This window comes from Enterobacter quasimori (genome assembly GCF_018597345.1).
GTDB classification, from domain to species: Bacteria; Pseudomonadota; Gammaproteobacteria; order Enterobacterales; family Enterobacteriaceae; genus Enterobacter; species Enterobacter mori.
Window position 1 is genome coordinate 21585 of record NZ_JAHEVU010000005.1, and the last position, 18985, is coordinate 40569.

19 protein-coding genes are annotated in these 18985 nt (G+C 55.3%); 4 read left to right on the forward strand and 15 right to left on the reverse strand.

What is annotated here, in order from left to right:
* Positions 1–10 precede the first annotated feature (10 nt).
* Positions 11–985, forward strand: coding sequence for a glyoxylate/hydroxypyruvate reductase GhrB (gene ghrB / locus KK102_RS18155; protein ID WP_216358163.1), 975 nt, complete (start codon positions 11–13; stop codon positions 983–985).
* Between the two features lie 58 nt (positions 986–1043).
* On the opposite strand, the gene cspE is transcribed toward ghrB, so the two are convergent.
* Positions 1044–1256 carry a transcription antiterminator/RNA stability regulator CspE gene (gene cspE / locus KK102_RS18160; RefSeq protein ID WP_003860775.1) on the reverse strand — a complete coding sequence of 71 codons (213 nt, stop codon included), beginning with the start codon at positions 1254–1256 and terminating at the stop codon, positions 1044–1046.
* A gap of 246 nt (positions 1257–1502) precedes the next feature.
* On the reverse strand, positions 1503–2213 hold the full coding sequence (locus tag KK102_RS18165) for a DUF3053 domain-containing protein (protein WP_042715665.1): 711 nt from the start codon (positions 2211–2213) through the stop codon (positions 1503–1505).
* A 331-nt stretch (positions 2214–2544) separates the two neighbouring features.
* Here KK102_RS18165 and KK102_RS18170 point away from each other — a divergent pair, with 331 nt between their 5' ends.
* A complete protein-coding gene (locus tag KK102_RS18170; protein ID WP_010426260.1) occupies positions 2545–2832 on the forward strand; it encodes an HTH-type transcriptional regulator in 288 nt (95 codons plus the stop codon).
* A gap of 39 nt (positions 2833–2871) precedes the next feature.
* Here KK102_RS18170 and KK102_RS18175 read toward each other — a convergent pair whose 3' ends face one another.
* From KK102_RS18175 to ubiD, 3 genes are all read right to left on the reverse strand, one after another.
* Entirely contained in the window at positions 2872–4491 is a 1620-nt protein-coding gene (locus KK102_RS18175; RefSeq protein ID WP_216358164.1) for an ABC-F family ATP-binding cassette domain-containing protein, read from the reverse strand.
* Positions 4492–4706: 215 nt separating this feature from the next.
* Positions 4707–5408, reverse strand: a complete 702-nt coding sequence (gene fre, locus KK102_RS18180) for an NAD(P)H-flavin reductase (RefSeq protein ID WP_010426263.1) — start codon at positions 5406–5408, stop codon at positions 4707–4709.
* A gap of 30 nt (positions 5409–5438) precedes the next feature.
* Positions 5439–6944: a 4-hydroxy-3-polyprenylbenzoate decarboxylase gene (gene ubiD / locus KK102_RS18185; RefSeq protein WP_185805627.1), complete on the reverse strand. Its 1506-nt coding sequence runs from the start codon at positions 6942–6944 to the stop codon at positions 5439–5441.
* Positions 6945–7114: 170 nt separating this feature from the next.
* Between ubiD and rfaH the strand changes: the two genes are divergently transcribed.
* A complete protein-coding gene (rfaH, locus tag KK102_RS18190; protein ID WP_010426265.1) occupies positions 7115–7606 on the forward strand; it encodes a transcription/translation regulatory transformer protein RfaH in 492 nt (163 codons plus the stop codon).
* On the opposite strand, the gene tatD is transcribed toward rfaH, so the two are convergent.
* The 9 genes from tatD to udp all read right to left on the reverse strand — a co-directional run bounded on the left by tatD (position 7603) and on the right by udp (position 15513).
* Positions 7603–8385 carry a 3'-5' ssDNA/RNA exonuclease TatD gene (tatD, locus tag KK102_RS18195; RefSeq protein WP_148400220.1) on the reverse strand — a complete coding sequence of 261 codons (783 nt, stop codon included), beginning with the start codon at positions 8383–8385 and terminating at the stop codon, positions 7603–7605. The two genes, rfaH and tatD, sit on opposite strands and share 4 nt — an antisense overlap.
* A gap of 41 nt (positions 8386–8426) precedes the next feature.
* Positions 8427–9197, reverse strand: coding sequence for a Sec-independent protein translocase subunit TatC (gene tatC / locus KK102_RS18200; protein WP_010426267.1), 771 nt, complete (start codon positions 9195–9197; stop codon positions 8427–8429).
* 2 nt (positions 9198–9199) lie between these two features.
* Positions 9200–9742 carry a Sec-independent protein translocase protein TatB gene (gene tatB, locus KK102_RS18205; protein WP_216358165.1) on the reverse strand — a complete coding sequence of 181 codons (543 nt, stop codon included), beginning with the start codon at positions 9740–9742 and terminating at the stop codon, positions 9200–9202.
* A 3-nt stretch (positions 9743–9745) separates the two neighbouring features.
* The gene (gene tatA, locus KK102_RS18210) at positions 9746–10000 is read right to left on the reverse strand and encodes a Sec-independent protein translocase subunit TatA (protein WP_010426269.1); all 255 of its coding nucleotides are present in this window, start codon (positions 9998–10000) and stop codon (positions 9746–9748) included.
* Between the two features lie 76 nt (positions 10001–10076).
* The gene (gene ubiB / locus KK102_RS18215) at positions 10077–11717 is read right to left on the reverse strand and encodes a ubiquinone biosynthesis regulatory protein kinase UbiB (RefSeq protein ID WP_126546336.1); all 1641 of its coding nucleotides are present in this window, start codon (positions 11715–11717) and stop codon (positions 10077–10079) included.
* Positions 11714–12319, reverse strand: coding sequence for a ubiquinone biosynthesis protein UbiJ (ubiJ, locus tag KK102_RS18220; RefSeq protein ID WP_126546337.1), 606 nt, complete (start codon positions 12317–12319; stop codon positions 11714–11716). The genes ubiB and ubiJ overlap by 4 nt, the downstream gene beginning before the upstream one ends.
* Positions 12320–12332: 13 nt before the next feature.
* A complete protein-coding gene (gene ubiE / locus KK102_RS18225) occupies positions 12333–13088 on the reverse strand; it encodes a bifunctional demethylmenaquinone methyltransferase/2-methoxy-6-polyprenyl-1,4-benzoquinol methylase UbiE (RefSeq protein WP_010426273.1) in 756 nt (251 codons plus the stop codon).
* 66 nt (positions 13089–13154) lie between these two features.
* The gene (gene rmuC / locus KK102_RS18230) at positions 13155–14612 is read right to left on the reverse strand and encodes a DNA recombination protein RmuC (RefSeq protein ID WP_216358166.1); all 1458 of its coding nucleotides are present in this window, start codon (positions 14610–14612) and stop codon (positions 13155–13157) included.
* 139 nt (positions 14613–14751) lie between these two features.
* Positions 14752–15513, reverse strand: a complete 762-nt coding sequence (gene udp / locus KK102_RS18235; protein WP_003860792.1) for a uridine phosphorylase — start codon at positions 15511–15513, stop codon at positions 14752–14754.
* 256 nt (positions 15514–15769) lie between these two features.
* On the opposite strand from udp, the gene KK102_RS18240 reads away from it, so the two are divergent.
* Positions 15770–16576 (forward strand): dienelactone hydrolase family protein, encoded by an 807-nt coding sequence (locus tag KK102_RS18240; protein WP_126546339.1) that lies wholly within the window; start codon positions 15770–15772, stop codon positions 16574–16576.
* Between the two features lie 48 nt (positions 16577–16624).
* On the opposite strand, the gene metE is transcribed toward KK102_RS18240, so the two are convergent.
* Complete coding sequence (gene metE / locus KK102_RS18245) at positions 16625–18886, reverse strand: 5-methyltetrahydropteroyltriglutamate--homocysteine S-methyltransferase (RefSeq protein WP_216358167.1); 2262 nt, start codon at positions 18884–18886, stop codon at positions 16625–16627.
* Between the last annotated feature and the right edge of the window lie 99 nt (positions 18887–18985).

Consider the following 18985-nt stretch of genomic DNA (forward strand, 5'->3'; position numbering starts at 1 on the left):
GGAGATTAGCATGAAGCCGTCCGTCATTTTGTATAAAGCACTGCCTGACGATCTGCAAAAACGCCTTGAGGAACACTTCACCGTCACGCAGGTGAAAAACCTGAGCCCGGAAACCGTGGCGCAGCACGCCGGGGCGTTCGCCAGCGCTGAAGGTCTGCTGGGTTCAAGCGAGAAAGTGGATGTCGCCCTGCTGGAGAAAATGCCGAAGCTTCGTGCGACCTCTACCGTTTCTGTGGGTTACGACAACTTCGACGTGGATGCCCTTAACGCCCGCAAGATCCTGCTGATGCACACGCCGCATGCCCTGACGGAAACCGTGGCCGACACGCTAATGGCGCTGGTGCTCAGCACGGCCCGCCGCGTGGTGGAAGTGGCTGAGCGCGTCAAAGCGGGCGAATGGACAAAGAGCATTGGTCCGGACTGGTTCGGTGTGGACGTTCACGGCAAAACGCTTGGCATTGTTGGCATGGGACGTATCGGGCTGGCGCTGGCGCAGCGCGCACATTTCGGTTTTAACATGCCGATTCTGTATAACGCACGCCGTCACCACAGCGAAGCTGAAGAACGTTTCAACGCGCGTTACTGCGAGCTCGATACGCTGCTGCAGGAATCTGATTTCGTCTGCCTGATCCTGCCGCTGACGGATGAAACGCGTCACCTGATTGGCAAAGCCGCGTTTGAAAAGATGAAGACGTCGGCCATTTTCATCAATGCGGGTCGCGGCCCGGTGGTGGATGAAAAGGCGCTGATTGAGGCGCTGCAAAACGGCGAGATCCATGCAGCAGGTCTGGACGTGTTTGAACAAGAGCCGCTGTCAGTAGATTCCCCGCTGCTCAAACTGCCAAACGTCGTCGCCCTGCCCCACATCGGCTCTGCCACTCACGAGACGCGCTATAACATGGCGGCGACTGCGGTAGACAACCTGATTGCCGCGCTCGGCGGAAAAGTGGATAAGAACTGCGTTAATCCGCAGATCCAACAGTAGAAACGAAAAAACCCGCCAGAAGGCGGGTTTTTGAATTTTGTGCTACTGGGTTGGAAGCTTACAGGCTTACAACGTTACCAGCTGCTGGGCCTTTAGCGCCGCTTTCGATGGTGAAGGAAACTTTCTGACCTTCATCCAGAGATTTGTAGCCATCGTTCTGGATAGCAGAGAAGTGTACGAACACGTCTTTAGAGCCATCGTCAGGAGTGATGAAGCCGAAACCTTTATCAGCGTTGAACCATTTTACCAGACCAGTCATTTTAGCAGACATAGAAATTACCTTATTAACAAATATATTGTGCCTTCCGGCTTGATGGATTGCGTTACAGATTTTTAAGCGATGAAGGAAGGGTCACAACGAAGGGTATCTATGGATAACAATCTGGACTGCTTTACTAAACTGCTTTAGGTCTGTGTAACAAACCGACGGCGATAGTTATACCGATGTGGTAGAGGAATGACAAGCGTTATTTTCAACACGCTTAAAAAAACCCCGCACGAAGCGGGGTTTTTTATCTTACTCGGTGGCAGCGACTGCCGCACTCCACGCCTGGCTAAAGGCCTGGTGCTGAGAAGCCAGCGGCCCAATCAGCGTATTGTATTGACTTGCCTGCTGTGAGGTCGGGAACTGGATACCGTTAGAGACAAAGCTCACCTGCGTCCCCTGCTGGGAGATAAAATCCCCCACCTGAACCAGCTGCTGCGTGAAGACCTGCGCGGCCGGGATCAGCGGCTGCAAAGCGTCAGACGGCTTCGTCACCACTTTCTCATACACTTTGTCAAAGACAGGCTTGAGATCCTCGCCCTGCTTCAGCGCAGAACGTGACGCATCGGCCTGCATTTTGGCATTCTGTAACTGCTGGCTCAGCACGCCAAGCGCACCGTTGGACTGGCGCAGCGGTTCACGTTGGGTCATATAATCCTGCGGTACACGGATCGCATTAACGCTATCCAGCACCGGACGAAGGCCGGAGTCCATCGCCTGGCTCACCTGCTGCGAATAACCATAAAGAATGGCGTAATCGGACACGAAAGGACCAAACTGTTTTTTCTGATCCGCAGTCAACGTCGGTAAACGCTCGCCGCTACGCATCACTGTATTCTGTAGAAAATCGATAAACGCTTTGCGCTGATCGCCTTCTTTATCGAAACACCCACTCAGGCTAACTACCATCAACAACGCCGCAAGAGGCGCAAACCAGCGAGAGCAGGACTTTCCTGTCGCCATTTTATTACTCCTTTCACCCAAAAAAGCGCACACCGGCACACGCGTGCCCAACGCTGACAAGGATAGTCCAGGTCAGCCCCGCAAGATACTCTTTTCATGCAAAACGGCTATTGCCGTTTTATTTCTTACCATTTACAAAAAAATACCTGTCGCAGCCGATATATGGCTAATCAGGTAATTAGCATAACTATCCAGATAGCTGAAACGCATAAAGCTATCGTTACCGCACGATTAATCACATCCGTAACGATCCTTCGTTTGTATTAGGGACTATTCTTAATTGGCTCTCTGATGTTCTTGATCCCGATGTGTGATTTAAGAGGAGTTCTCAATGGAATATAAAGATCCTGAGTTTGAGCTGCTGAGCAGCCTGGAACAGATTATTTTTAAAGATGTACCGCAGACGGTTACCCTGCAACAAAAGTCCAATCCCTTTACAGAATTTGAGCAATTGCGCAAAGGGACAGGGCTGCAAACAGATGAATTCGCCAGAGCGATGGGTGTCAGCGTAGCGATGGTGCTGGAGTGGGAATCAAAACGTGAAAAGCCCACGCCAACCGAGTTAAAGCTGATGCGCCTGATTCAGGCGAACCCTGCACTCAGTAAACAGATTGCGTAATACAGTTTGACCGCCCCCGCCCTTGCGGGGGCTTGTGTTTTACAGGCTTACGTAATTCCATCCCGCCTCATTCCACACCAGGTTATGCGTCAGCGTTAATCCCTTTAGAAAAGCTTCATCATGCGACACCACCAGCAGCGCGCCGGGGAACTCCGCCAGTGCAGCCTCAATGGCCTGAACGGAGGCCAGATCCAAATGGTTAGTGGGCTCATCCAGGAGCAAAAGCTGCGTGGCCTCTTCACGCCATAAAACAATGGCCAGCGCGGCTTTGAGGCGCTCACCGCCGCTGAGTTCCGCCAGGGGGAGCGAGACCTTATCAGCGCCAAGCTGAAGCTGCGCCAGACGAGTACGCAACGTGCCTTCTTCAAGCGGCGAGTTGCTGAGGTTGAGATGCGTCATCACCGACTGTGAAAGATCGAACTGCGACAGCTGTTGATCGAGATAGGCGCAGGTGACCGATACCGTGCAGGTTCCTGAACGGGGCTCTTTCTCTCCTGACATCACTTTCAAGAGCGTCGATTTACCACAGCCATTCGGCCCTCGGAGTGCGACACGCATTGGCCCGTCCATACGCCAGCTTATCGGCGGAATATCCACATGCGGCAGCGCCAGCGCCTCCAGCACCAGTACCTGCTTCCCCTCCGCGACGCGACTGCCCGGCATGGTGAAGATGACCGGGTTATCGTCTTCAACCCGCTCGCGCGCGTTGTTTACTGCAGTATTTAACGCGTCATTCCTTTCGCTGTGCTGTTTTTTCCAGGTGCCAATGCGCTCTTTTGCCGCCATTTTGTATTTCACCCGCTCAAAGGAGGCAATATTGAGGCTATCAACCGTACGCAACGTTTTTGCTGAACGTCGCTGGCTGTCATCGTGCTCTTTATGCATCCGCGCGCGGATTCGTTTGCGCTCAGTGGCCGCGTGCTCCAGCGCGGCGCGGGCAGCCTGCTGTTCCGTATCGCGCTGAGTTTGATAATCAGCATAGTTTCCACCGAAGCTGCGCAGGCCAGAAGGGCTCAGCTCGAGAATGCGCGGCACCAGTGCCAGCAACTCACGATCGTGAGAAGCCACCAGCACGCCGCCCTGATGGTGGGAAAGCTGGTCGTAAAACCATTCACGCCCTTGTCTGTCCAGATGGTTCGTGGGTTCATCCAGCAGCAGATAATCGGCATCCGCAATCAATGCCCCGCAGAGCAGGGCGCGAATACGCTCGCCGCCGCTGAGTTCCCTGGCCGGTTTATCGGGATCAAACGGCGGGAGGTGCGCGTTCATAAACGCTTCACTCAGGCGTTCCGCCAAATCCCAGTTACCGTCGAGCTTTTCCAGATCCTCGGGCTGATAGTCACCGCTGTCGATGCGCTTACGGGCGGCGAAGATCGCGTTATATCCGAGCAGTTCCGCAAGCGTGGTCTGCGAGGAAATATCATGCTGCTGCGCCACATAGGCATGGGTACCGAAACGCTCAATATGACCGTTTTCAGGTTCATCAATGCCAGCCAGTAGACGCAGCAGGCGTGTTTTACCGCTGCCGTTGCGGCCAACCAGCGCGCACGGCGACGCATCGAGTGTAAGATTTAGCGGACCGAAAAGGGTATCGCCCGTCGCAAACTGACAGGTGATCTGATGCAAAATAAAAGAAGGGGACTGCGCAAAATGAGCCATAAGCACTCCTGAATGAAATCAAAAACCTCCCCTGCCGACGCGGTGGCGTTTAGCAAGGACAGAAATTCATCAGTCGTGTTTGTTCATTTTTGGGGGGCGCTCCTGAGGGAGAACAATAACAGCGCTAAGGATAGCGGCAATGCATTAACCTTTTCAAGGTTAAATTATCGCCAATTCTCCTTGAGACAAAAAACCCGCCGAAGCGGGTTAGACACTTAGATAAACGCGAACGCATCGCCAAACAGGCGATCTTCCCGCGCGTCGCGCTCATTACAGAACAGATCGCGGGCAATTTTCGCCATTTCAAAACGGCCAGCGATGTAGATATCGTGCCCGGCGAGCGTGCCATGATCCTGCAGGACCGCCGTTAGCACCGTACCACTACGCCCGCGCCAGCCCTCTTCCGGCTGCTCGACAACCGGCTCAACGCGCAGGTTCGGGTGATTCACGCTCAGCGCTTCCAGTTCGGACAGGTCGTACAGATGTTTCTCTTCGCGGCCGCCCCAATAGATGGTGATGTCGCGGTTCGGGTTACGTGCCAGCGCGGTCAACAGAATAGAGCGAACATACGAGAACCCCGTACCGCCAGCAATCAGGATAAGCGGACGGTCTTCATCTTCGCGCAGCCAGGCTTCACCGTGCGGAATGTCTACCACGATTTCACGCTCTTTCAGGATGCGGTCCATGACGGCCATGGCGTAAAGGTTAAGCTCAGACGCACCAATATGAAGCTCAATAAATTCCTGCTCCGCTGGCGTAGACGCCATAGAGAAAGGACGTTTATCGCGCTCATCCATCACGACCATCAGGTACTGACCAGCGCGGAAAGAGAATGCCGATTCTGGCACTAAACGGACGCGATATACGGTGTCGGTAATGGCATCTACCGAGGTCACTTTACAGCTTAAGGTTGTCATTCGCTCTCTCTGTCGGGAAGTCTATAGGGCTTAACGGTCAGCTTCAGATTTACCGTTATTCATTATGGCCAGTTCGTCCCAGATCGCGTCTATTCGCGCGGTCACGGCAGGATCTTTTTTGATCGGGCGACCCCATTCACGGTCGGTTTCGCCAGGCCATTTATTCGTGGCATCCAGTCCCATTTTTGAGCCAAGACCGGAAACCGGCGAGGCAAAGTCCAGATAATCTATCGGCGTGTTTTCGACTAACACCGTATCACGCGCGGGGTCCATGCGTGTAGTGATCGCCCAAATAACGTCGTTCCAGTCGCGGGCGTTAACGTCATCATCGCAGACGATAACAAACTTGGTATACATAAACTGGCGCAGGAAAGACCATACGCCCATCATCACGCGCTTAGCGTGACCGGCATACTGCTTCTTCATCGTCACTACCGCCAGGCGATACGAGCACCCTTCCGGCGGCAGATAGAAATCAACAATTTCCGGGAACTGTTTCTGCAGAATCGGCACAAAGACTTCGTTCAGCGCCACACCCAGCACCGCAGGCTCATCCGGTGGACGGCCGGTATAGGTTGAGTGGTAAATCGCATCTTCACGCTGGGTAATGTGCGTGACGGTAAACACCGGGAAGTGATCAATTTCATTGTAATAACCCGTATGGTCGCCGTAAGGCCCTTCCGGTGCAAGCTCACCCTGTTCGATGTAGCCTTCCAGAACGATTTCCGCACTGGCTGGCACTTCCAGGTCATTGGAGACGCACTTTACGACTTCCGTTTTGGTGCCGCGCAGCAGCCCGGCAAAGGCATACTCTGACAGCGTATCCGGAACAGGCGTAACCGCGCCCAGAATCGTTGCCGGATCGGCACCCAGGGCAACAGAAACCGGGAATCGTTCACCGGGATGTTCCGCGCACCACTCCTGGAAATCGAGCGCGCCGCCGCGATGTGACAGCCAGCGCATGATAAGTTTATTTTTACCGATCAGCTGCTGGCGGTAGATACCAAGGTTTTGGCGCTCTTTGTACGGACCACGGGTGACGGTCAAACCCCAGGTAATCAGCGGAGCGGCATCTTCAGGCCAGCATTGCATAATCGGGATTTTTGTCAGATCAACCGCATCACCTTCCAGCACTTTTTGCTGGCACGGCGCACCGCGCAGGCGTTTGGTTGGCATGTTCAGCACCTGCTTGAACTGCGGGAGCTTGTCGAACAGATCGCGGAAGCCTTTCGGCGGCTCCGGCTCTTTCAAAAACGCCAGCAGTTTACCCACTTCACGCAGCGCCGTGACATCCTCTTGCCCCATGCCCAGCGCCACGCGGCGCGGCGTGCCGAACAGATTGCACAGCACCGGCATGTCGTAACCTTTCGGATTTTCAAACAGCAGCGCAGGCCCGCCGGCACGCAGGGTGCGGTCAGCAATTTCTGTCATTTCCAGATAAGGATCAACAGGAAGCGTAATCCGTTTAAGTTCGCCCTGCTTTTCCAGCAGCGTCAGGAAGTCGCGTAGATCGTGGTATTTCATGCAGTTAGTCATGGCCTCTCTGTAAGCGCTTCATTATACGGCGTAAGCCTACGTGATGCTGTAATTTTGTTAAATTAGCGTGAACTTCCGCGACTTACTCCACTTTTGCCCATTATAATCAACTTAGCGATCCGGCCAGGGTTTTGATATGCTTGCGCCCCGAACTAAGGGAAAGAGTGATTATGCAGGCCTGGTATTTACTGTATTGCAAACGCGGGCAACTTCAGCGCGCGCAGGAACATCTTGAACGTCAGTCGGTGAATTGCCTGACGCCCGTGATCACGCTTGAAAAAATGCAGCGCGGGAAACGCACGATGGTCAGCGAGCCTCTCTTCCCGAACTATCTGTTCGTCGAATTCGACCCGGAAGTGATCCACACCACGACAATCAGCGCCACGCGCGGTGTTAGTCACTTTGTCCGCTTTGGCACCAGCCCCGCGACGGTTCCCTCAACCGTCATTCATCAGCTTTCGATTTATCAACAACCCGAAGGGATTACCGACCCGGAAACCCCTTATGCGGGCGATAGCGTGGTGATTACAGAAGGTGCCTTTGAAGGCCTGCAGGCCATATTCTCTGAACCTGATGGCGAAGCGCGCTCTATGTTGCTGCTTAACCTGTTGAATAAACAGGTGCTGCAGAGCGTGAAAAACACCGACTTCCGTAAGCTTTAAAACGCAATTCGAAACAGGCGGCGCACGTTGTCATCGGTCTGCGCGGCCAGCCAGTGCGGATCTTCTCCGCGCCAGTGCGCCACGCTCTCAACGATATGCCCCAGATACGCCGGCTCGTTACGCCGCGATGCCGGTTTGGGTTTCATGTCGCGCGGCAGCAAATAAGGGGCATCGGTTTCCAGCAGCAGGCGTTCGGCCGGGATCGCCGGCAATAATTCACGCAGTTCCAGCCCGCGACGCTCATCGCAAACCCAACCGGTAATGCCCAGATAAAGTCCTCGATTCAGGCAATCCAGCGCGTCCTGATGCGATCCGGTAAAGCAGTGCAACACAGCACCAGGCAGTTTATCCAGCCACGGTTCCAGAAGGGTGAGAAAACGCTCATGCGCATCGCGGCAATGCATGAACACCGGCATTTCAAGCTCTGCGGCCAGCGCCAATTGTGCGGTGAATGCTTTTTCCTGGTCTTCCGGCGTGGAAAAATTGCGATTGAAATCAAGACCGCACTCGCCGATGGCGACCACCTGTGGCATTTTCGCCAGCGCGTGGAGCGTTTCAGCGCTGTGTTGCGTCCATTGGCTACTGTCATGAGGGTGGACGCCTGCGGTTGACCAGCAGCGTTCGTAGCGTTGCGCCAGCAACTGCGCCTGCTCACTTTCATGAAGGTTGGTTCCCGTCAGCAAGAGCCCTTTCACCCCGGCGGCAAAAGCACGGGCGACGACCTCATCCCGGTCTTTCGCGAACTGCGAGCTGGTCAGGTTAAGCCCAATATCAAACATGCCCCTCTCCATATGACAACCGCCCTGACGGGCGGCTAGTGTTATTCTTCTGTGGTCTTTTCAGACCCGTCTTCTTCATCTTCCGGCGGACGTCGTTTGCCCACATAGAAACGCGAGAAGAACACGCCGACCTCAAACAAACAATACATCGGTATCGCCAGTAAGGTTTGCGAGAAGACATCCGGTGGCGTCAGCAGCATGCCCACCACAAATGCGCCTACGAGGATATACGGGCGCTTCTTGCGGAGATCGTCAGGCGTTGTCACGCCCATCCAGCACAGCAGGACGATTGCCACGGGCACTTCGAACGCCACGCCGAATGCCATAAACAGCGCCATAACGAAGCTGAGATAGCTGGCGATGTCTGTCGACACCTGAACCCCTTCCGGCGCGGTATGCGTGAGGAAGCCGAAGGCCAGCGGGAAGACAACGAAATAGGCGAACGCCATGCCGATATAGAACAGCAGCGAACTGGAGACCAGCAGTGGGATCACCAGTTTACGCTCGTGCTTGTACAGCGCCGGCGCGACGAAGGCCCAGACCTGGTACAAAATGACCGGCGCAGACGCAATCAAGGACACCCAGAAGGTCAGCTTGATCGGGGTGAAAAACGGCGAGGCCACGTCCGTAGCAATCATCGTCGCGCCCAGCGGCATCTGTTTAATCAGCGGTGCAGAGACCACCTGATAGATATCGTTGGCAAAATAGACCAGGCACAGGAATATAAGGAGAACTGCAATAATGCAGTTTAACAGGCGCTTGCGCAGCTCAATGAGGTGCGTAATGAGCGGTTGAGTATCATCTACTGCCATGTTTACGCTTTATCACTCGTGGAAGGGGATGATTCGGAAACGGACGCAGCAGGCTTTACTTCAGCCGCTTTTAACACCGGTTCTTCCGACTGCGCCTGTTTTTTCACTTCAGGTTCCTGCGGCGTCTGTTCTGGTGCGGCAGCCTGATGCTCCGCGCTGGACGGCGTTACGCCCTCGCGCTGCTCTTCGCTGCCCTTCACCACCGGGTTATGGATGGTGTTAGCTTCATCACTCGCCTTTTCAGGATCGTTGATGCTGTATGAACGCTTCATAGATTCAGCCGCTTCGCGCAACTCATCCATTGATGCTTTTAGCTCGGGCGTCAGGTTTTCCATGCTCGCCTTCTCAACTTTTTTCAGGCTGTCCTGAAATTCCTGGAGCTTGAGCTCCTGCGCCAGCTCGTTTTGCACGGTGGTAGCCAGCGAGCGAAGCGCACGCACCCAACCCGCCACGGTTTTAACCGCAACAGGGAGACGCTGTGGCCCCAGCACAATCAAACCAATCACAAAGACCAGCAGCAGCTCACTAAAACCAATGTCGAACACGAATTACACCTGCTCTTTATCGTGGCGTTTAGCGTCTTCCTTTTTGGCTTCATCTTGCTTGTCAGCGATGGATTTAGCAGTAAAGTCAGCGTCCTGGCTGGTTTTATCCTGCTTACTTTCATCATCACCCATGGCCTTCTTAAAGCCTTTGATAGATGCACCAAGGTCGGAACCGATAGAACCGAGTTTCTTCGTACCAAACAGCAGTACGACGATGACGGCAATGATCAACAATTGCCAGATACTGATACCACCCATACGTATTCCTCAGTGATAGATGCTTAATGAGTCAGGTTGCATTATACGTATGCAACCTGGTGATAGCGACGCAAAATCAGCGCGTTTTTCTCCAGCCAGCGAGCCAGACAACAACGCCGCCAGCCATAATCCACGCGGGCATCATCTCCCAGTCAGGGCGATTGATGAGCAGCAGCGTACCGCTCAGCAGCAACGTCGCGCCAATGCCAAAGAGGTAGCGTGACTGTCCCTGGCGCACGCGGCTGGACTGAAGCTCGTGCGCGATTTTATCCATGCTGTGCTGAAGGTTCTTGCTCTGACGCAAGCTGTCGTAAACCAGTTCAGGAATTTCAGGCATTTTTTCAATCCAGAACGGGCCTTTCTCCTTAAGGGAGCGTACCAGCGCTGGAATGCCAACCTGATCTTTAATCCAGGATTCAAGGAAAGGTTTCGCCGTTTTCCATAAGTCTAACTGAGGATAGAGCTGGCGACCTACGCCCTCAACGTAAAGTAATGTTTTCTGAAGTAAAACTAATTGTGGCTGCACTTCCATATTGAAGCGACGCGCGGTATTGAAGAGGTTCAGCAAAACGTGACCGAAGGAGATCTCCGACAGCGGTTTTTCGAAAATAGGTTCGCATACCGTGCGGATCGCAAACTCAAACTCTTCAACATTGGTGTCTGGTGGAACCCAGCCAGAGTCCACGTGCAGCTCGGCCACCTTACGGTAGTCGCGGTTGAAGAACGCGATGAAGTTCTCTGCGAGATAGCGCTTATCTTCTTTGTTCAGCGAGCCAACAATGCCGCAGTCGATCCCGATGTACTTCGGATCCTCCGGGTGTTCGTAGCTCACGAAGATGTTGCCCGGGTGCATGTCCGCATGGAAAAAGCTGTCGCGGAAGACCTGGGTAAAGAAGACCTGCACACCACGCTCGGCCAGCAGCTTCATGTTAGTGCCCTGCTTTTCCAGCGCCACAACATCCGAGACCGGAATACCGTAAATACGCTCCATGACCATCATGTTCTGGCTGCAATAGTCAGAATAGACTTCAGGAACATACAGCATCGGGCTGTCTTCAAAGTTACGACGCAGCTGAATGGCATTCGCCGATTCACGCAGCAGGTTGAGCTCGTCAATCAGCGTTTTTTCATACTCCCGCACCACTTCCATCGGGCGCAGTCGGCGGCCATCCGGCAACAAACGCGGTACCCAGCGGGCCAACCTGTAGATCAGCTTCATATCGGCTTTGATAATCGGCAGGATATCCGGACGAATAACCTTGATAACCACTTCTTTGCCGTTTTCTTTCAGGCGAGCCGTATGTACCTGGGCAATGGAGGCCGATGCGAGCGGCTGAATGTCGAAATCATCAAACCAGGTTTCAACAGGTATGTTGCCCATCGCTTCTTCGATCTGCTTCTTCGCTCTCACCCCGTCAAACGGAGCAACGCGATCCTGCAGCATCGCCAGTTCATCGGCAATTTGCGGTGGGAAGAGATCGCGGCGGGTAGAGAGCATCTGCCCAAACTTGATCCATACCGGGCCCAGCTCCTGCAGCGCAAGACGCAAGCGTTCGCCTAAAACCTGGTCTTTGTGGCGATTTGGCATCCAGAACAGCATGCGCCGCCAGATACGAAGCGGCAGCGTGATACGCATTCTGGGGATAAGCTCGTCGAGCCCGTAGCTCAAAAAGGTGCGAACGATAAAATAGAGGCGCCGAATTTCACCAGGCGTCATTTGCCCTCCAGTTTTTCCAGGCGTTTGGTTAACGCATCAACCGCGCGTTCAACAGCAGCGGTCTCTTCTGCAAACCATGCCACTTCCAGCGGCCCGGGGGCCATGCGCCACTCTTCGGTGAGGACTTCTGCGGCATAGCGCTGCTGGCGTTGCAGATTTTTGCGCAGGAACGCCGTACCGCCATGAATCGCTTTTCCAATCCCTTCGGCAGCGATGTCGCCAATAAAAGGCGCAAGCAGTTCTGCCGGGTCAAACTCGGCCATATCGCTGAGCGCCACGAAGTTCTGCACGACCTGAATGTCGCCTTCCACTTCGAGTTCAGCGCTGCGGATAAGCGCCGTCAGCTGCTGACGGTCACGCAGTTTTGGCAGCACGCTCATATGGGTGATGACCGAGCAGTCCGCCTCGCCCTCCCATTCACCCAGAACGTCAAGCTGGCGCTCGCTGAAGACCAGCACAAGCGGCGTCGAGAACTCTTTCAAAACGATACGCAGTACCTTTCCGTTCAGCCGCTGACGTGCAGCCTTCAGCGCCGGAGCGCGATACAGAAAGGCATTCAGTACATTCTCAATGCCTGCGGTGACTAAGGGTTTAAAGGGCACGGGACACCTCCACTCAGAACTTGTAACCGCGGTGCAGCGCGACGACACCCGCCGTCATGTTGAAATACTCAACGTTTTCAAAACCCGCGTCCTGCATCATCGCTTTCAGGGTATCCTGATCCGGGTGCATACGGATGGATTCGGCCAGGTAGCGATAGCTCTCCGCATCGTTCGCTACCAGCTCACCAATACGCGGCAGAACGTGGAAGGAGTAGGCGTCGTAGGCTTTGCTCAGCGGCTCGATAATCGGTTTGGAGAATTCAAGCACCAGCAGGCGTCCACCCGGCTTCAGCACGCGGTACATGGAGCGCAGCGCTTTATCTTTGTCGGTGACGTTACGCAGACCAAAAGAGATGGTGATGCAGTCAAAGGTGTTATCCGGGAACGGCAGCGCTTCGGCGTTTGCCTGCACATATTCCACGTTACCCACGACGCCGATGTTACGCAGCTTCTCGCGTCCCATTTTCAGCATGGAGTCGTTGATATCTGCCAGCACGACGCGACCGGTTTCACCCACCAGACGGGAGAATTTCGCCGTCAGATCGCCCGTTCCGCCAGCCAGATCGAGAACTGTTTGTCCACGACGCACGCCGCTGCAGTCAATAGTAAAGCGCTTCCACAAGCGATGAATGCCGAAGGACATCAAGTCATTCATCACATCGTACTTCGCCGCCACGGAATGAAATACGTGGGCCACCATGTCCGCTTTCTGCGCTTTGGCAACGGTCTGAAAGCCAAAGTGCGTCGTGTCTTGTGAATCGTCAACCATCTCAGAGCCTGCTTATCAGTAAAATGTTCGTGAAGTGTAACAGATTGGGCGCATTTGCCCTACGATTCAACCACCGCGAAAGAAACGCGTCGGCTGCTCTTCTGGCGATAAATTCGCCGCTACATCGTTGTCTTCACTGTGCGTATTTTGTTCATCCGCGCCTTCACGCAGTCGGAACTCTTCGTCCTGCGCCGTCGCCTGTTCAACCAATTCCGGATTAATCTCGCGTTTCACCTCCACCCCCAGGCTGCGAAACGCTTCGGCCTGCGCCAGCAGGTTGCCACGCCCGGAGGAGAGCTTTTTCATCGCCTGCCGGTAGTTATCCTGCGCACGATCCAGGCTTTGCCCGACCGAGGACATATCGTCCACAAACAGGCGCATTTTGTCGTACAGCTTACTGGCGCGATCGGCAATGTGCTGCGCGTTACGGCTTTGATGCTCGTAACGCCACAGATTAGCAATGGTCCGTAAGGCCACCAGCAGCGTGGTAGGGCTGACCAGCATAATGTTATTTTTCAGCGCTTCGGTGATCAGTTCGGGCTGTCTGTCGAGCGCCAGCAGGAAGGCGGGCTCTACCGGGATAAACATCAGCACGTAGTCCAGCGATCGCAGCCCCGGCAGCTGCTGATAATCCTTTCTGCCCAGCAGACGAATATGGTTACGCACGGAGGCAATGTGTTCCTGCAGCGCCGACTCGCGCGTGTAGTCATCTTCCGCGTTGAAGTAGCGCTCGTAGGCCACCAGCGTCATTTTGGCGTCAATCACCACATCTTTGCCCTGCGGCAGCCTCACGATCACATCCGGCTGCATGCGCGAGCGGGCATCGTTCTCAATGCTCACCTGGGTTTCGTATTCGTACCCTTCGCGCAGCCCAGAGGCTTCCAGCACGCGGGTGAACACCACTTCCCCCCAGTTGCCCTGGGTTTTGTTATCCCCTTTAAGCGCACGGGTCAGGTTCACCGCCTCCTGCGCCATCTGGGCATTCAGCTGCTGGAGATTACGGATTTCATGCGCCAGGGTGTGCCGCTCGCGCGCCTCCTGGCCAAAGCTGTCCTGCACCTGACGGCGAAAACCGTCCAGCTGTTCACGCAGCGGCGTCAGCAGGCTATTCAGGCTCTGTCGATTCTGTTCGTCAACGCGGCGGTTGCTGTGCTCAAAAATTCGGTTGGCGAGGTTCTCAAACTGTTCGCTGAGGCGCTGCTCGCTGTTGATCATCTGGCGGATTTTGTCTTCCGCATGCAGCTGGGTGGATTCAAGACGGGTGGTCACTTCGCGGAGATCGGCCTCCAGCGAGGTGTTGATATCACGGAGATTGCGCAGCTCGTTGTTGAGCAGCTCGCACTCGTCGCGCCAGTGGTCGCTCAGGGCAAGCTGCTGCTTTGCCGCACTTAATTCAGCGACTATCTCTTCGCGCTCTGCCAGCTGTTCGGCCTTCTGCTGCGCATGCTGATAGCTGGAAATAAGCCAGCCTATCGCCACGCCCGCCAGCGCAATCACCGCATAAATCAGGATTGAGATATCCACAATGCCCCCTGCATCAACGTATTACCCGCACAAAATAGAATTGTGCTGTATAAACGTCCAGTTTGAAAGGGTTTTCCTGCGAGGCGCTACGCAAAAAATAAAGGCCGAACGTGTCGGCCTTGTGTCTTTAAAGAGAGGATTAGATGAGGCGACGAGCCGCTTCCACCACGATTTTCACCGCATGACTTTCGGTCTGCTTCATGGTTTCGGCGTTCGGGATCTCCTGCTGGGTACGGTTGACGATCACGCCCGCCACCATACCGGCGCGCAGACCCTGGCTTGCACACATGGTTAACAGCGTTGCAGATTCCATTTCGTAGTTCATCACGCCCATGGACTGCCACTCTTCCATAGAGCCTTTGAAACGGCTTACCACGCGGCCTGAGAAGGTGTCGTAACGCTCCTGGCCCGGGTAGAAGGTATCGGAAGAGGCGGTGACGCCCACGTGAGTAGTCGCGCCCACGGATTTCGCGGCTTCAACCAGCGCGGTGGTGCATTCGAAGTCGGCAACTGCCGGGAATTCCATTGGTGCAAAGTGCAGGCTTGCGCCGTCAAGACGAACGGATGCGGTCGTAACCAGCACGTCGCCGACGTTGATGTGCGGCTGAATAGCGCCAGTGGTGCCGATACGCAGGAAAGTACGAATGCCCAGCTGCGCCAGTTCTTCCACCGCAATAGACGTAGACGGGCCACCGATACCGGTAGAGCACACGATCACCGCTTTGCCATCCAGCTCTGCGCGCCAGGTGGTGAATTCACGATGGGCTGCCAGCTTAACCGGCTTATCCATCAGCGCGGCGATCTTTTCCACACGCTCAGGATCGCCAGGGACGATAGCGAGCGTAGCCCCTTGTAAATCGTTTTTGGTGAGGCCGAGATGAAAAACATCAGACTTAGACATAGGGTGACTCCTCTGTGGGTCGGTTAGTCAGAAGAAGTAAAACGGTACTTTACAGAAGCACTACGCAGAATTTCGTGACACACCTCACCATGAATGAAAATGATTGCAGTTAATTTCCATTAAATAGTGACTTACATCACATTAACAAGTTATATCGCCAGGTGCTGCACAAAAGATAGACCGTATAAGGCACTGTGGGTTGTTAACCTGGTGACTATATTTACCTTTGCGCTAACTCATTGGTACGGAGAATGCCATGACTGAAAAAACCGGTTTTGCACCTGCTGCGGCTCCGCATGCTTCAACCATCGTCTCAACCTCAGAAGAAGCCATTACTGCGGGCGAGACCTCCATCCCCTCGCAGGGAGAGAATATGCCTGCTTATCACGCTCGGCCAAAATCAGCAGAGGGTCCGCTGCCGATCGTGATTGTGGTTCAGGAGATTTTTGGCGTTCACGAACATATTCGCGACCTCTGCCGCCGCCTGGCGCTGGAAGGGTACCTGGCCATTGCGCCAGAGCTCTATTTCCGTCAGGGCGATCCGAACGATTACAGCGATATCCCTACGTTGTTCAACAATCTGGTGAGCAAAGTCCCGGATGCCCAGGTGCTGGCTGACCTTGATCATGTTGCCAGCTGGGCCGCACGCAACGGGGGTGATGCACATCGCCTACTTGTCACCGGCTTCTGCTGGGGCGGACGCATTAGCTGGCTGTATGCCGCGCATAACCCGCAGCTGAAAGCGGCCGTGGCCTGGTACGGCAAGCTGGTGGGCGAAAAAACGCTGAACTCGCCGAAGCAGGCCGTTGATATCGCCACGGATTTGAATGCGCCGGTGCTGGGGCTTTATGGTGGTCAGGATACCGGCATTCCGCTTGATACCGTTGAGACCATGCGTCATGCGCTGCGCGCGGCGAATGCAAAGGCGGAGATTGTGGTGTACCCGGATGCCGGACACGCGTTTAACGCCGATTATCGCCCAAGCTATCACGCAGAATCAGCCAAAGATGGCTGGCAGAGGATGCTGGCGTGGTTTAGCCAGTACGGCGGGAAAAAAGCTTAAAAGCAAAAAAGCCCGGTGGCGGCAACGCCTTACCGGGCCTACGCTTCATCAAGCCTGACGCAAGTTCTGCGCCGCCTTCACCATGTTGGCGAGCGCCGCGCGCGTTTCCGGCCAGCCGCGGGTTTTCAGCCCGCAGTCCGGGTTCACCCACAGACGTTCCGCCGGGATCCGCTGGGCGGCTTTTTTCAGCAGGGCTTCAATCCACTCCACGCTCGGCACGTTCGGGGAATGAATGTCATACACGCCCGGCCCGATTTCGTTCGGGTAGTCGAACTCTTCAAACGACTCCAGCAGCTCCATGTCTGAACGCGAGGTCTCGATGGTGATCACGTCGGCGTCCAGCGCGGCAATCGAATCCATGATGTCGTTAAATTCGCAGTAGCACATGTGGGTGTGGATCTGCGTGTCGTCCTTCGCCACCGCGGCGTTGATGCGGAACGCTTCCACGCCCCACTGCAGGTAAGCATCCCAGTCGCTGCGGCGCAGCGGCAGACCTTCGCGCAGGGCCGGTTCATCAATCTGGATGATGCCAATGCCTGCGGCTTCCAGATCTGCCACTTCATCACGCAGCGCCAGCGCGATTTGCTTCGCGATGGTTTCACGGGTCACGTCTTCACGCGGGAACGACCAGCAGAGAATGGTTACCGGACCGGTGAGCATGCCTTTCACCGGCTTGTCGGTCAGGGACTGGGCATACTTCGCCCACTCCACGGTGATCGCTTCCGGGCGGCTGACGTCGCCAATAACCACTGGCGGCTTCACGCAGCGGGAGCCGTAGCTCTGCACCCAGCCGTTCTGGGTAAAGACGAAGCCGTCCAGGTGCTCACCGAAGTATTCGACCATGTCGTTACGCTCGGCCTCGCCGTGCACCAGCACGTCCAGACCTAAACGCTCCTGCTCGATAATTGCCTGCTTAATGTGCTCAGCGATACCGGTGCGGTAGTTGTTCGCATCCAGGTTGCCCTTCTTGAAGTCCAGGCGCAGGCCGCGGATTTCAGTGGTTTGCGGGAAAGAACCAATTGTGGTGGTCGGCCACGCGGGCAGGTTGAAACGGGCGCGCTGCGCTTCGGCGCGCACCTCATACGGGCTCTGGCGCTGGCTGTCCTGCGCGGTGATGGCCGCCAGGCGTTTTTCCACCGCCGGGTTGTGCACGCGGGCCGAGTGACGACGCGCCTGGATCGGTGCGCTCCATTCGGTAATCGCCGCCGTCTCGCCGCTGTTCAGCGCGTCGCGCAGCAGCGTCAGCTCTTCACATTTTTGCAGGGCGAAGGCAAACCAGCTTTTCACTTCAGGGTCGAGACGGGTTTCCACGCTGAGATCGATTGGGCTGTGCAGCAGCGAGCAAGAGGATGCCACCCACAGCTCACGTTTGCCGACGATGTCTTTGATTTGTGCATATTTCTCGGTCAGATCGGCACGCCAGACGTTGCGCCCGTTAACCAGCCCGGCAGAAAGCAGCCAGTCCGCCGGCAGGCGCTTGTGCAGCTCCGCGACATCGTCTTTCCCGTGAACGAGGTCAACGTGCAGGCCCTGCACCGGCAGCGCGGTTATGGTCTTCAGGTTCGGCGTCACGCCTTCGAAATAGGTGGTGAGCAGCAGCTTCACCTGCCCGGTGAGCGCGTCATACGCCGGTTTGAAGGCATCAAGCCACTCCTGCGGCAGCTCGAGCACCAGCGCGGGTTCGTCGATTTGCACCCACTGAATGCCGCGCTTGCCCAGCTCAATCAGCACCTGTTTGTAGACCGGCAGAATATCGTTCAGCAGGCTGAGGCGGTCAAACTGTTCGCCTTTTACTTTACCCAGCCACAGGTAGGTGACTGGCCCCAGCAATACGGGCTTCACCTGATGACCCAGCGCCAGCGCTTCGTCCACTTCATCCAGCAGCTGCGTCCAGGTCAGCCTGAACTCCTGACCTTTTACGAACTCCGGCACCATATAGTGATAGTTAGTGTTAAACCACTTGGTCATTTCCGCCGCTGCCGCTGGCTCACCCGTTGGCGCACGGCCGCGGCCAATGCGGAACAGGGTATCGATATCTACCGATCCATCTTTGTTCTGATGACGAGCCGGCACGTTGCCAAGCAGCAGGCTGGTCGTCAGAACATGGTCGTACCAGGCGAAATCGCCCACCGGCAGCAGGTCAATGCCCGCCTGTTTCTGCTGCTCCCAGTGACGGGCGCGCAGCTCGCGTCCCACCGCCAGCAGTTCTTCACGGGTGCTGTTACCCGCCCAGTAGCTTTCTTGCGCTTTTTTCAGTTCGCGGCGCAGGCCAACGCGAGGGAAACCGAGAGTGTGATTGCGGATTGTCATGTTATGCCCCTTGTGAAATTTGTTATTTAGACGTCCAGATGTTTACACATCTATAATTGGCAGGTACTGTATATTCCTCAAGCGCAAAATGTTCATGGC

Bases quoted from the DNA above. Each gene is read 5' to 3' on its own strand.
- rfaH (WP_010426265.1), top strand. From the start codon at position 7,115: ATGCAGGCCTGGTATTTACTGTATTGCAAACGCGGGCAACTTCAGCGC.
- udp (WP_003860792.1), bottom strand. From the start codon at position 15,513: ATGTCTAAGTCTGATGTTTTTCATCTCGGCCTCACCAAAAACGATTTA.
- ubiB (WP_126546336.1), bottom strand. From the start codon at position 11,717: ATGACGCCTGGTGAAATTCGGCGCCTCTATTTTATCGTTCGCACCTTT.
- tatC (WP_010426267.1), bottom strand. From the start codon at position 9,197: ATGGCAGTAGATGATACTCAACCGCTCATTACGCACCTCATTGAGCTG.
- tatA (WP_010426269.1), bottom strand. From the start codon at position 10,000: ATGGGTGGTATCAGTATCTGGCAATTGTTGATCATTGCCGTCATCGTC.
- KK102_RS18240 (WP_126546339.1), top strand. From the start codon at position 15,770: ATGACTGAAAAAACCGGTTTTGCACCTGCTGCGGCTCCGCATGCTTCA.
- KK102_RS18175 (WP_216358164.1), bottom strand. From the start codon at position 4,491: ATGGCTCATTTTGCGCAGTCCCCTTCTTTTATTTTGCATCAGATCACC.
- ghrB (WP_216358163.1), top strand. From the start codon at position 11: ATGAAGCCGTCCGTCATTTTGTATAAAGCACTGCCTGACGATCTGCAA.
- fre (WP_010426263.1), bottom strand. From the start codon at position 5,408: ATGACAACCTTAAGCTGTAAAGTGACCTCGGTAGATGCCATTACCGAC.
- tatD (WP_148400220.1), bottom strand. From the start codon at position 8,385: ATGTTTGATATTGGGCTTAACCTGACCAGCTCGCAGTTCGCGAAAGAC.
- KK102_RS18170 (WP_010426260.1), top strand. From the start codon at position 2,545: ATGGAATATAAAGATCCTGAGTTTGAGCTGCTGAGCAGCCTGGAACAG.
- KK102_RS18165 (WP_042715665.1), bottom strand. From the start codon at position 2,213: ATGGCGACAGGAAAGTCCTGCTCTCGCTGGTTTGCGCCTCTTGCGGCG.
- ubiE (WP_010426273.1), bottom strand. From the start codon at position 13,088: ATGGTTGACGATTCACAAGACACGACGCACTTTGGCTTTCAGACCGTT.
- cspE (WP_003860775.1), bottom strand. From the start codon at position 1,256: ATGTCTGCTAAAATGACTGGTCTGGTAAAATGGTTCAACGCTGATAAA.
- ubiD (WP_185805627.1), bottom strand. From the start codon at position 6,944: ATGACTAACTGCATGAAATACCACGATCTACGCGACTTCCTGACGCTG.
- metE (WP_216358167.1), bottom strand. From the start codon at position 18,886: ATGACAATCCGCAATCACACTCTCGGTTTCCCTCGCGTTGGCCTGCGC.